Raw genomic sequence first — 12,529 nt, 5'->3', positions numbered from 1 at the left:
AACCCGTAAGGGTCGCGGGTTCGAGGCCCGCACCGCAGATGCGCCGCAAGGCGTAGACGCGGAAGTTTCCTCAACACTGGTCGCCACGACCGGAATGCAGCGGCGAATGCCGGACGAAATTACAGCCGTCTACTCTACCGGGGTGGTCTGATGGGTTCGACTCCCTCATTGGCAGCGCTCTCTGGCACGAGCGGGGCCCCCCAACTTTTCGTCCAAACTCGTCGCCGCTGCTGGTTTTTTGAAGAAAAGTGTCGGGCGGAATATCCCGCCCGACAACGATGAATGAGATGAACAGAAGGACTGCAAACGCAGAAAAGAAGATGATTGAGATCGTAAGCGGACAGGATTTGATCGATGCAGGCATGCCGCAGGGCAAGTGGTTTCGCCCGGCGCTCGATGCCGCCAACAAGGTGCTGAGTGAAGGTGGTTCGATGGATGTGGCGATCGCCGCAGCACGCGCTTTCCAGCCGGCGCCAACTGTGCCGCTGCGACGGGAAGGCGATATCAAGATCTATTCGAACATCCGTGCCGAAAATGCCTTCGAGCACGAGAATGTCGAGAAGGTGAATGCGACTATGCGCGCGCTTGCTCGCACGCCTGTGGTGCGCGCCGCCGCCATCATGCCCGATGCCTGCCCGGCCGGTCCGGTCGGGACCATTCCGGTCGGCGGTGTCGTCGCCTCGGAAGCCATCCATCCGGGCATGCATTCGGCCGATATCTGCTGCTCGATGGCGATTTCCGTGTTTCCGGGTGTCGACCCGAAGGCACTACTCGACGCCATCCATTCCGTGACCCACTTTGGGCCGGGCGGACGCGCAGTTGGTCAGCAGATCAAGCCGTCGGAAGCGACGCTCGCTGCCTTCCATCAGAACCCGTATCTCACCGGTGCGGCGCTGAATGTCGGGATCGAGCATTTTGGAACGCAGGGTGACGGCAACCATTTCGCCTATGTCGGCACGATGAAATCGACCGGCGAGACGGCGCTTGTGACCCATCACGGTTCGCGTGCGCCGGGTGCCCGGCTTTATGAGCGTGGCATGAAGGTGGCGAACAAGTTCCGCGAGCTGCTTTCGCCGGAAACGCATCGCGAGAACGCCTGGATCCCGGCGGATACCGAGGAAGGCGACCAGTATTGGTCGGCTCTGCAGACCATCCGCCAGTGGACCAAGGAGAACCACTATATTCTGCACGACATGGCGGCGGAAAAACTGTCGGCGAAAGTGTCGGACCGTTTCTGGAACGAGCATAATTTCGTGTTCCGGAAGTCGGATGGTCTCTTCTATCACGGCAAGGGTGCCACACCGGCCTTCGATGGCTGGGCGGACGATGCGACCGATCTGACGATCATTCCGCTCAACATGGCGGAACCGATCCTGATCGTTCGTGGTTCGAATGCCGCACATGGCCTCGGCTTCTCGCCGCATGGGGCGGGCCGCAATTTTTCGCGTAGCGCCCATATGCGTCGCCTTGGTGAGGAATATGGTGCGGACCAGCGTGGATTGAGCCCGAACAACATGGCCGACATCATGGCGAAGGAAACCGCGGGTCTCGATGCGCGCTTCTTCTCCGGCAATGCGGACATGTCGGAACTGCCGAGCGCCTATAAGTCGGCTGCCAATGTGCGGGCGCAGATCGAACATTACGGCTTGGCCGAAGTGGTCGATGAGGTGATCCCGTTCGGCAGCATCATGGCCGGCGATTGGCAGCGTGATGCACCGTGGCGCAAGAAGAAGCGCCGTTGAAAGACAGGGCAGGGGGCTTACGCTCCCTGCTTTCCGTTTTGCGTATTTTAGAATTTGGAATTCTTCTAAAACATCCGCGTTGACCCTTTCATACCCCGTTCATTAAGTGGACTTGTTTTGTCATATTAATGTCGGGGGACATGATGCAGTATATCGTTGAGCCGGGGCCCCAGCTCGATCGTCACGCCGTGACGCGCAACGCAAAAGCCAGCATTTCACGTCGCACTATCGCTCTGGCCCTTGCCGGAACGGCCATCGGTTTTTCTCCTGCCGCCCATGCGCAGGAAGAGGAAGGAACCGTTCTTGAACAGATCGTTGTCACGGCCTCCGGCTTTGCCCAGAACGTCAAGGAAGCACCGGCCAGCATTACCGTCGTTTCGCGTGAGGATCTCGAAAAGGGCGCCTATCGCGACCTGACAGATGCGCTGCGCGAAGTTCAGGGTGTTGCCGTGACCGGCGTTGCCAATGAAAAGGATATCTTTATCCGTGGCTTGCCGGGCTCCTACACGCTGATCCTCGTCGATGGAAAACGGCAAAGCACGCGTGACGCTCGCACCAACGGCAATTCCGGCTATGAGCAGAATTTCATGCCGCCAGCCGCCGCCATCGAGCGCATCGAAGTCGTGCGCGGACCGATGTCATCGCTTTACGGCTCCGATGCCATGGGCGGTGTCATCAACATCATCACCCGCAAGGTTTCCGATGTCTGGTCGGGCAGTGTTTCGACCGATGCAACGATCCAGCAGCATTCGAAATTCGGCAATTCCGGCCAGGCGTCGTTTTATGCCAATGGTCCGGTCATTCAGGATACGCTGGGCCTGCAGATCTGGGGACGCGGCCTGACCCGCTCCGAAGACAGGTTCCTGAGCGGCACGACGTCGGCCAAGGAATTCGATCTCACCGGTCGCCTGTCACTGACGCCCAACGAATATCACGACATTATCCTCGAAGCCGGTCGCCAGAACGTGCGCCGCGAGGCCTCCGCTCCCAACACGCTGGCCGCCGGAGCGAATGGCACCTATAACCAGAACGGTCGCGATCACTGGTCGCTGTCGCATACCGGCCGCTGGGGACCGACGACCTCGGAATTCTCCATCCTGCAGGAATGGGCACAGCGCGAAAACTACACATTCAATCCTTCTCGTGATGCCTTCGTTCGCAATGCACGTGCGCCGGAAATTCGCAACACCGTCATCGACGGCAAGTTCACCACGCCGTTCGAAATGCTTGGTTCGCACACGCTGGTGACAGGTGGGCAGTATTTCGAAGCGCATCTACGTGACCAGAATCCCGGTCGTCGCACCGGCATGACGGAATCATTCTCCGCGACGCAATGGGCGATCTTTGCCGAAGACGAATGGCGCATCTGGGATGATTTTGCGCTGACGGCGGGCTTGAGAAGCGACCATCATGAGGAATACGGTTATCACCTCAGCCCGCGTCTTTACGGTGTCTGGAACGCCACCAACGACCTGACTATCAAGGGCGGCATTTCCACCGGTTTCCGGGCACCGGATATCCGCAGCATCGCACCGGGTTATGCCTATACGACAGGTGGCGGCGGTTGCTCCTATGGTCCGACCGGCACATGCGGCGTCATCATCGCCGACCCGAGCCTGAAGGCCGAAACCAGCACGAGTTATGAGATCGGTGCGCTTTGGGAGAATGGCGATATCAGCCTCGGTGCCACCTATTTCTACACCGATTTCAAGGACAAGATCGCCAATGCTCTCGTCACCGATGGCGCCGGCAATCCGGTGCGCTGGAGCGAGGATCCGAATTATCGCCTCTGGTATAACTACAATATCGATGACGCGATCATTCAGGGGCTGGAGCTGACCGCCACCTGGCATGCGACTGGAGATCTCTCCTTCCGCGGCAGCTATACCTATACCCATTCGGAACAGCAGACCGGTGCCTATGCCGGTTTCCCGCTGGCCCGCACACCGGAACATATCGCCAATGTCCGCGCCGACTGGATCACCCCGGTCGAAGGACTGGAGGCTTGGGTTTCGGTCAATTATCACGGCGAGGAAATCGCTTCGGGCGCGCGTATCGGCAGCAACGGCACGCCGGTGACCATCAATGGTGCTGCCGGCCGCAAATACGATCCTTACACGATGGTCGATTTCGGCGCGAAATACGCGGTCAACGACAGTGTCACGGTGAATGGCGCCATCTACAACGTCTTCGACAAGAAGGTGGAGCAGACCGACTTCAACACCACGATGGAAGGTCGCCGTTTCTGGTTGAGCGTCACCAAGACGTTCTGATTTTTCAAGTCAAAGCAAACGCGGAAAATGCTCCGCGTTTGCTTTTCCTGTAAGGCGTGCCGTTATCGCTGGCGGGCCGCCCAAAGTTCGACCGCCTGCGGCAGGCAATCTTCGAACTTCGCCTGCGGGTCACCCGTAAGCGCCAGGAACGCCACTGCCGCCGTCTTCTGAATGACGGCTTCGGCCCATTCGTCACGCGCTGCGCCGGACCAGATCGCCTGCCAATATTCACGCTGGGTCAGCATGCCGCTCGTGCCGGGCCTAAGCTTTTTTCCGGCCGGCACGGTAATGTCCGCATCGACGCCGGATGCCATGCGAAAAATCTTGACCATGCGACCGGGCGTATACTCCGCCACATCACGCACCGAACCGATCAGCGCAATATTGGGCAGGTCGAGATGCCGCGCCACATCGCGGTAGAGATCGCGGCGGGATGATTGCGAGGCGCCAAGGATCGAAGCCTTTGCGCCCAGCGGATTGATCAGGTGAATGGCGGAATGCAGCGGATTGCGCATTTCGAACATGGCATGCAGTCCAAGCAGGCTGCGCGTCTGCGGCGCCAGTGAACCGAGCGGCGTGAAGGCAATACCGCCTGCGGTCAGCGCCGCACTTGCGTCTGCAAGCGTCAGGCAAACCGGAATGCCCGCATCCTCTGCCGCCATTTCCATCTTTCCGCTTTCCGGACCGCTGCCGTAATGGCCATGCAGAAGCACTTTATGGCCGGCCATCGCCACCAGTCGCGCCGCGTGCAGAAACCATGGCGCGGTGCGCACCTTTGGCGAAACATAGGCCGGCCAGTCCAGGTCCGGTCGCGTGAATTTTGCGGGGATTGCCATCGTGTTGCGGATGGCCTCGGCAAAACCGGCCAGTTCGCTGGCGCTGGCGCCGCGATAGTGGATCGTCATCAGCAGCGCACCGACCTGCAAGGGATCAGCCTGACCATCAAGGATGAGGGCAAGCGCATCGCGCGCCTCATCCTGTGTCAGCGGTCGGCTGCGTCCGGGGCCGGGTGCCGTCGTGGCAATGTAACGCGCCAAACGCCGGTGCGGATCGGCGTTGTCGCCAATCGTCGCGATACGGACAGCAAAGTGGCGGGGGGTCGGTGCCGCTTCGAGCTGATCGGCGGGCGTAACGGACAGAGGCACGATGTTTGCTCGGGTTTCGACTGCCCATTCATCAGGGGAGGGCGGAGACGCTACTGTCGCAGGCTCGGGCGGGGTCGCAGCAAGGTTGAACGCTGGCTCCAATGGCGTGCTGCCGTTCGCGGCCAGCAATAATTCCGTTTCGGATGCGTGGCCTCTCACACGCAGGCGCAGGGATTCGGCAAAAGGTGTCGGGCGCATGCCCTGGCCGGTGCGGATGAAGATCGGATCGTCATACAGCTTGCGCAGTTCCGCAAGCATGCGGCTGACGGCAGAGACCTGCAATTTCAGGCTTGCGGCGGCACGGCTGACACTGCCCTCTCGCAGCAATGCATCAAAGGCGACCAGCAGCTTGACCTGGTTGAATGCGCCCGCGCCGCTGTCATCCACTTTTCTACCGAGGCTGCGCTTGTCGCCTGCCATGCCTTTTGCCCCGCCATGCCTGCCGTTTTGCACGATGCGCAATTTAGACCGTTTCTAAATGACATCGATTGACCCGTCAGCTCTCCCTACATAAGTGTACATAATTACTCAACTTAGATTTTAACCGATAACAGAGCCTTGATCCGCACTGACATCGGCCACGACAGGGGAACCTTGATGACGACGATGAAGCGGCCTTTCCGGCTTGCCATGGCCTTGATGGCCACGGCCATTTCCTTCGGATTTGCAGGCGAAAGCGCCAGAGCTGCCGACGTCACCATCAAACATGCCAAGGGCGAGGCGACATTTTCCGAAGTGCCCAAGAAGGTTCTGACCTTCGATCTTGCGGCACTCGATACGCTGACGGCTTTAGGCATCGAGGTGTCCGGCGTGCCGGCGGGCAACAAGCCGGCTTATCTTTCGAAATATGCCAGTGAGAATGTTGCCAAGATCGGTACCTTCTTCGAACCGGATTATGAGGCCGTCAACGCCGCCGAGCCGGATCTGATCATCGTCGCCGGTCGCTCCAGCGCCAAGTTCGACGATCTTGCCAAGATCGCCCCGACGATCGACCTGACCGTCAGCGCAGAACAGTTCTTGCCGCAGGCACAGGAGAATGTTCGCACTCTCGGCAAGATTTTTGGCAAGGAAAAGGAAGCCGAAGCCCTGCTTGAAAAGCTGGCTTCTTCGACGGCTGACCTCAAGGCAAAGGCCGGCCAGCAGGGCAAGGCGCTGCTGGTGCTGACCACCGGCGGCAAGATGAGCAGTTATGGCCCCGGCTCGCGTTTCGGCATGCTGTTTTCCGATTACGGTTTCGTGCCGGCCGAGGAAACCGGAGCCAAGGGCACGCACGGCAATCCGAGCTCCTATGAATACATTTTGGAAAAGAACCCGGACTGGCTGTTCGTGATTGATCGCGATGCCGCCATCGGTCGCGACGGCGCTGCCAGGAAGATGCTCGATAACGAAGTTGTCGGCCAGACGACAGCCTCGAAGAACAATCACGTCGTTTATCTGGATCCGGTTGCCTGGTATCTCGTTGGCGGCGGCATCACGGCGATGCAAAACACCGTCGATGACCTTTCAAAGGCAATCAGCACCAACTGACGTTTCATCCATCCACGCCAGCCGCTGAGTGAACCGCGCTGCCCCGCGCGGTTCAACCTTTTCCGGATTGCTCGATTTGCCGCCAAAACTGTTTCTGCCCGCTCTGCTTCTGACTGTCCTTCTGGCCTTGGTGAGCCTTTTCGTCGGCGTGCGTGATGTTTCGCCGTTCGACCTGTTCTCCGGCGCCGCGGATCAGCGGGACCTGATGGTGCTTCTGGCAAGCCGGGTACCGCGCACCATTGCTTTGGTGCTTGCCGGTTCCGGCATGGCCATTGCCGGCACGATCATGCAGATGCTGGCCCGCAACCGTTTTGTCGAACCGTCCACCGCCGGTACCGTGGAATCCGCAGGCCTCGGCATGCTGACGGTTCTGCTGATCGCACCGGATATGCCGGTGATCGCAAAAATGCTGGTGGCGGCGGCCTTTTCCATGGCCGGCACTGCGCTGTTTCTTTCCATCCTGCGTGCCATTCCGCTGCGCTCGATCCTGATGGTGCCGCTGGTCGGCATCATGCTCGGTGGCATGATCAGCGCGGTCACCACCTTCTTCGCCTACCGTTTCGATCTCCTGCAATCCATGGGCGCCTGGGCAAGCGGCGATTTTTCCGTCGTTCTGCGCGGGCGTTATGAAATCCTCTGGGTCGCGTTTGCCCTGACCATCGCCGCCTATGTCGCGGCCGATCGCTTCACGGTTGCCGGCATGGGCGAGGCTTTTTCCAGCAATCTCGGCCTCAACTATCGCAAGGTGATGACCTTGGGCCTGATCATCGTGTCGATGGTGACCGCCTGTGTCGTCGTCACCGCCGGTGTCGTGCCGTTTCTGGGCCTGATCGTCCCCAACGTCGTCAGCATGATCATGGGCGACAACCTGCGTCGCAGCCTGCCGTGGATCGGCCTGTGCGGTGCGGCGCTGGTGCTCGTCTGCGACATCATCGGCCGGGTCATCAATGCGCCTTTCGAAATCCCGGTCGGCGCGGTGCTCGGTATCGTCGGTAGCCTGTTCTTCCTCTATCTGCTGATCGGGAGGCGCAATCGTGTCGCCTGAAGCCTTGCGTAAAACCTCACTGGTCACGCTGGCCGTTCTTGCGGCGCTTTCGCTTGTCGCCGCGATTGCCTTCATGACATGGGGTGCGCGCGGAAGCTGGTCATTCGTGCTGAGTTTCCGCGGTACGCGCCTGATGGCCATCCTTGTCGTTGCTTATGCGATCTCGGTTTCGACAGTGCTGTTCCAGACCATTACCGGCAACCGCATCCTGACGCCGTCGATCATGGGTTTTGACGCGCTTTACGTCCTGCTCCAAACTGTGCTGGTTTTCACGCTCGGCGCGGCCGCCACCTCCGCCATCGATCCGCGTTTGATGTTCATCATAGAAGTCGCCGCCATGGTCGGCTTTTCACTTCTGCTGTTTCGTTCTCTTTTCTCAGGCCACGCGCAGAACCTGCATCTTCTGGTTCTGGTGGGCATCGTGCTCGGCGTGCTGTTTCGCAGCCTGTCCGGTTTCCTGCAGCGGATCATCAATCCGGATGATTTCGTGGTGCTGCAGGACCGGATGTTTGCCAGTTTCAACGTCACCGATGGCACGCTCGTCGGCGTTTCGGCGGCGCTGGTTGCCGTCGTGACGGTCTTCATCTGGCGCATGCGCGATACGTTCGATGTCGTGGCGCTCGGCCGGGACATGGCGATTTCGCTGGGGCTCGATTATCAGGCGGCCACAACAAGAATCCTGATCCTTGTCGCCATCCTGATCTCGGTCTCGACGGCACTTGTCGGGCCGGTGACCTTCTTCGGCCTTCTCGTCGCCAATCTCGCCTATCTGATCATTCCGGCCAGCCGGCACCGCTACACGTTACCGGCGGCGGTTCTGATTTCCGTCCTTTGTCTGGTCGGCGGCCAGACCGTTCTGGAACGGCTCTTTGCCTTCGACACGGCGCTGTCGATCATCATCGAATTTGCCGGTGGCCTGTTCTTCATCCTCTTCCTTCTGAAAGGACGCAACCGATGATCGAGGTTTCCGGCGTCAGCAAATCCTATGGCAAGACTCTTGTGGTCGATGGCGTCACGCTCGCTTTGCCGAAAGGCGGGCTGACGTCGATCATTGGTCCCAACGGCGCCGGCAAATCGACGCTGATGTCGATGATTGCCCGCCTGCTGCCGATGGATGCGGGCACGGTGATAGTGGACGGTCTGGATGTCACCAAGGTGTCGGGGGACGTGCTGGCAAAGCGGCTTTCCATCCTGCGCCAGGACAATCATCTGACCGCCCGCCTGACGGTGACCGATCTCGTGACCTTTGGACGTTACCCTTACAGCAAGGGCCGCCCGACGCTGCAAGATCGGGAGCATGTCGAGCGGGCCATCGATTATCTGGGGCTTGGCGATTTCCGCCACCGTTTTCTGGATGAGCTGTCCGGCGGCCAACGCCAGCGCGCCTTTGTCGCCATGGTCCTGTGTCAGGACACGGATTACATGCTGTTCGACGAACCGCTCAACAATCTCGATATCAGCCATTCGGTGGCGATGATGAAACTGATGCGCAAGTCGGCCCGCGAACTCGGCAAGACCGTCGTTGTGGTCCTGCACGATATCAATTTCGCGTCCTGTTATTCCGACCACATCGTCGTCATGCGCGATGGCAGGCTTTTCCTGCAAGGGTCGCCGACGGATATCGTCCGACAGGAAGTCCTGTCGGAGATATATGCCACCGAGTTTCGGGTGCACGAACTCGACGGCAATCGCATCGCCACATTTTATTAGGGTCGCTCAGCTTTCCTCATCGGATTTGCGAGCCTGCATCAGTCTTGCCTGTCGCAGCTTTTCGGTCTTCTGCTCGCGTGCAGTTGCTTCCGCCTCGATGATTCCGAATGCGACCTGGTTGGTCTGTTCGAATTTGGCAAGTCTATCAGCCAGTGCCATTTCCATACCTCATTTTTGCCGCCCACTCATTAACTAGGGCAGATATGCGGCAGGCCAACCCAAAATTTTCGATGGTACGGTACCGTGCAGCTGCTGAAATGGGGCGCGGGTCAATCCATAGCGCCCGAAACGCTCCACTATTCTCCGATGCGGCACTCGAGGCTGCGCCGCTTGAGCGAATGGTCTTGCTTAAGCCGATGCCAGTCCATATTCCAAATGCTGGCTTTTCAGACCGGATAACAAGTACGCATGAAAGTTCTGATCGTTGATGACGAAGCGCTGGCGCGCGACGAGTTGAAATCCGTCCTCGCAGATCAGGCCGATATCGAAATCGTCGGCGAGTGTGCCAATGCCATCGAAGGCATCGCCGCCATTAACCGCCTGTCGCCAACCGTCATGTTCCTCGATATCCAGATGCCGCAGGTCAGCGGTCTGGAAATGGTCGGCATGATCGACCCGGAAAAGATGCCGCAGATCGTTTTCCTCACGGCTTACGAGGAATATGCGGTTCGGGCATTTGAGGAAAACGCCTTCGATTATCTGCTGAAGCCCATTCAGGAGGAGCGGCTGCAAAAGACGCTTGACCGGTTGCGCAAGGCAAAAGCGGTGCACCAGGATCGGTTGCTCGAAATCGTGCCGCCACTGCGCCACATTCCCTGCACCGGCCTCAACCGCATTCGTCTGATGAAGATCGAGGATGTCGAGGCAATCTTTTCGCGGCCGGGCGGCATCTATGTCATCGGTAATGACGGCGCCGAGCATTTCACCGAACTGACTTTGCGCACGCTCGAGGAACGCACACGGTTGATCCGCTGCCATCGGCAATACATGATCAATCCCGAGCATATTCAGGATATCGCGCTGGCCGAAAACGGTGCCGCCAATATCCTAACCATCGGTGGGCGCTCCATTCCCGTCAGCCGCCGTTTTCTCGGGCCATTGAAAGAACAACTCGGCATTCTCTGACATTGCCAAAAACGAAACCCGGCGCATGTGTGAAACATGCGCCGGGTTTTGAGGCTTAGGGAGGAATGTCAGCCTCAGGGAAGCTGGTTACTCCGCGGGTGAAAGTGCGAGCCTTTCAGCCTCGCCGTTCCGGCCCGTGCGCAGCATGTCCTTCCATTTGAACATTGCGGCAACCAGAACGATCACACCGAGAACCATCATGATGATCGACAGGATGGCGTTGACCGGGTTGTAGCCCTTGGCTGCTTCGTTGAGGTAGACGTTGGCGATCATCCAGTAGCCGGCATAGTTCACCGTGACGAACAGGTAGGCGAGCGGGATGAGGCAGGTCAGCATGTAGATGCGCTTGGCCGAGATGCGCAGGATGATCGTTGCGCCGATGGTGAGGCCAAGCGAGGCCATCATCTGGTTCGAGACACCGAACAGGGCCCAGACCGAGTTGATATCGCCCGAGTTGAGGAGATAACCCCAGAGAAGGCAGGCGACGATGCTGGCGAAGATCGAGCCGGGTAGCCAGTTGATCTGCTTCATCGGAGCCCAGAGGTCACCAAGAATGTCCTGGATCAGGTAACGGGCAACACGGGTTCCCGAGTCGATGGCGGTCAGAATGAAGACGGCCTCGAACATGATGACGAACTGGAAGAAGTAGGCGGCCAGCGTCTTGAACCAGGGAATGCTGGTGAAGATCTCGGTCATGCCGACGGCGAGCGTTACGGCGCCACCGGTGCGGCCTGCGAGATCCATGCCGATTGCCTGTTCGAGACGCGGCAGATCCTGAACCGTCATGCCGAGCGTGGCAAAAACCTCCGGCGATGCGTTGATGGCAAAATAGTCGGCCATCGGAAGTGCCGTTGCGGCGATAAGGGCTAGCACGGCGACGAGGCATTCGACCAGCATCATGCCGAAGGCGACGGGGCGGATATCGCTCCACTTGTCGACCAGCTTTGGCGTGGTGCCCGAGCCGATGAAGGCGTGGAAACCCGAGATAGCACCACAGGCGATCGTGATCGAGATGAACGGCCAGACAGGGCCGGCCAGAACCGGGCCGCCGCCATGGATGAAGTCGGTGAGGGCCGGCATCTTGATTTCGGGGTTGATGATGACGACGCCGACGACGAGAGCGGCAAACACGCCGATCTTGAGGAAGCTCGACAGATAACCGCGCGGGGTGAGCAGCAGCCAGACGGGCAGGGCGCTGGCGAGAAAAGCGTAGATCGGCAGCATGATGCCGAGCGAGCTATACTGGAAGGTAAACCACTGGCCGAGCGCCGATTCCTGCACGTAAGGGCCGGCGAAAACCGAGGCGAGGATGGCGAAGAGGCCGACATAGGTGCCGATCTTCGCATTGCCGCCCATCTTTTCATACAGGCCGACAGCCATGGCGATCGGGATCGTCATGAAGACGGCGAATGTGCCCCAGGGGTTGCGTTCCAGCGCATGCACCACGACCATCGACAGGCCTGCCATGGTGATGGTGATGATGAACAGCATGGCAAGGCCGGTGCACCAGCCGGCGACGGGCCCAAGCTCTGCCTTGGCGACTTCCGACAGCGACGAACCCTTGTGTTTCATCGAGGCGAACAGCACGACCGTGTCATGCACCGCGCCGCCGATGACGCAACCGACCAGCAGCCAGATCAGGCCGGGCAGGTAACCGTATTGGGCGGCGAGAACCGGGCCGACCAGCGGGCCGGCGGCGGCGATGGCCGCAAAATGCTGGCCGGCATTCACCCACTTCTTGGTGGGCACGTAATTACGTCCGTCGGCAAGCGTGTGCGACGGGGTGACTTCGGTATCGCTGACGCCGAGAACCTTGCGAACGAAGAAGATACCGTAGAACCGGTAGCAGATCGCGAGGATGCAGGCGGTGCCGATGACCATTGTCAGGGCGTTTGCCATGGTCTTGTCCCTCCTTAGGATGAGAGGAGGCTACTCTCGAGGCGAAAAGGCGGGAGGGGGTGT

General features: G+C 59.4%; 10 protein-coding genes. 7 read left to right on the top strand and 3 right to left on the bottom strand.

The genetic code is table 11. The features are described 5' to 3' along the window. Positions 1 to 320 precede the first annotated feature (320 nt). Both GAO09_RS21835 and GAO09_RS21830 read left to right on the top strand, forming a co-directional pair. A complete protein-coding gene (locus GAO09_RS21835; RefSeq protein ID WP_153357487.1) occupies positions 321 to 1,742 on the top strand; it encodes an RtcB family protein in 1,422 nt (473 codons plus the stop codon). Between the two features lie 143 nt (positions 1,743 to 1,885). Then, positions 1,886 to 4,015 carry a TonB-dependent receptor domain-containing protein gene (locus GAO09_RS21830; protein ID WP_153357486.1) on the top strand — a complete coding sequence of 710 codons (2,130 nt, stop codon included), beginning with the start codon at positions 1,886 to 1,888 and terminating at the stop codon, positions 4,013 to 4,015. Positions 4,016 to 4,077: 62 nt separating this feature from the next. Here the strand turns inward: GAO09_RS21830 and GAO09_RS21825 are convergent, their stop codons facing one another. After that, on the bottom strand, positions 4,078 to 5,580 hold the full coding sequence (locus GAO09_RS21825; protein ID WP_153357483.1) for a glycosyl transferase family protein: 1,503 nt from the start codon (positions 5,578 to 5,580) through the stop codon (positions 4,078 to 4,080). Between the two features lie 174 nt (positions 5,581 to 5,754). Between GAO09_RS21825 and GAO09_RS21820 the strand changes: the two genes are divergently transcribed. The 4 genes from GAO09_RS21820 to GAO09_RS21805 all read left to right on the top strand — a co-directional run bounded on the left by GAO09_RS21820 (position 5,755) and on the right by GAO09_RS21805 (position 9,442). Continuing rightward, entirely contained in the window at positions 5,755 to 6,687 is a 933-nt protein-coding gene (locus tag GAO09_RS21820) for a siderophore ABC transporter substrate-binding protein (protein ID WP_153357599.1), read from the top strand. A gap of 88 nt (positions 6,688 to 6,775) precedes the next feature. Next, positions 6,776 to 7,732, top strand: a complete 957-nt coding sequence (locus GAO09_RS21815; protein ID WP_153357596.1) for an ABC transporter permease — start codon at positions 6,776 to 6,778, stop codon at positions 7,730 to 7,732. A 4-nt stretch (positions 7,733 to 7,736) separates the two neighbouring features. Beyond that, positions 7,737 to 8,690, top strand: coding sequence for an iron chelate uptake ABC transporter family permease subunit (locus tag GAO09_RS21810; RefSeq protein ID WP_235938387.1), 954 nt, complete (start codon positions 7,737 to 7,739; stop codon positions 8,688 to 8,690). After that, entirely contained in the window at positions 8,687 to 9,442 is a 756-nt protein-coding gene (locus tag GAO09_RS21805) for an iron ABC transporter ATP-binding protein (protein ID WP_153357480.1), read from the top strand. Before GAO09_RS21810 ends, GAO09_RS21805 begins: the two co-directional genes overlap by 4 nt. A gap of 6 nt (positions 9,443 to 9,448) precedes the next feature. Here the strand turns inward: GAO09_RS21805 and GAO09_RS29705 are convergent, their stop codons facing one another. After that, positions 9,449 to 9,601 carry a hypothetical protein gene (locus tag GAO09_RS29705; protein WP_209018792.1) on the bottom strand — a complete coding sequence of 51 codons (153 nt, stop codon included), beginning with the start codon at positions 9,599 to 9,601 and terminating at the stop codon, positions 9,449 to 9,451. A 249-nt stretch (positions 9,602 to 9,850) separates the two neighbouring features. On the opposite strand from GAO09_RS29705, the gene btsR reads away from it, so the two are divergent. Next, entirely contained in the window at positions 9,851 to 10,567 is a 717-nt protein-coding gene (gene btsR / locus GAO09_RS21800) for a two-component system response regulator BtsR (protein ID WP_153357477.1), read from the top strand. Positions 10,568 to 10,654: 87 nt separating this feature from the next. Here btsR and GAO09_RS21795 read toward each other — a convergent pair whose 3' ends face one another. Beyond that, positions 10,655 to 12,466 (bottom strand): carbon starvation CstA family protein, encoded by a 1,812-nt coding sequence (locus tag GAO09_RS21795; protein ID WP_153357473.1) that lies wholly within the window; start codon positions 12,464 to 12,466, stop codon positions 10,655 to 10,657. Positions 12,467 to 12,529 lie beyond the last annotated feature (63 nt).

Origin of the sequence: Endobacterium cereale (genome assembly GCF_009617585.1) — a bacterium.
GTDB lineage: Bacteria > Pseudomonadota > Alphaproteobacteria > Rhizobiales > Rhizobiaceae > Neorhizobium > Neorhizobium cereale.
Note: the sequence above shows the minus strand (reverse complement) of the source record. Positions and strands in the feature narration are given on the sequence as shown.

Coding starts and splice junctions, on each gene's coding strand:
- GAO09_RS29705 (WP_209018792.1), bottom strand. CDS start 9,601: ATGGCACTGGCTGATAGACTTGCCAAATTCGAACAGACCAACCAGGTC.
- GAO09_RS21795 (WP_153357473.1), bottom strand. CDS start 12,466: ATGGCAAACGCCCTGACAATGGTCATCGGCACCGCCTGCATCCTCGCG.
- btsR (WP_153357477.1), top strand. CDS start 9,851: ATGAAAGTTCTGATCGTTGATGACGAAGCGCTGGCGCGCGACGAGTTG.
- GAO09_RS21830 (WP_153357486.1), top strand. CDS start 1,886: ATGCAGTATATCGTTGAGCCGGGGCCCCAGCTCGATCGTCACGCCGTG.
- GAO09_RS21835 (WP_153357487.1), top strand. CDS start 321: ATGATTGAGATCGTAAGCGGACAGGATTTGATCGATGCAGGCATGCCG.
- GAO09_RS21825 (WP_153357483.1), bottom strand. CDS start 5,580: ATGGCAGGCGACAAGCGCAGCCTCGGTAGAAAAGTGGATGACAGCGGC.
- GAO09_RS21805 (WP_153357480.1), top strand. CDS start 8,687: ATGATCGAGGTTTCCGGCGTCAGCAAATCCTATGGCAAGACTCTTGTG.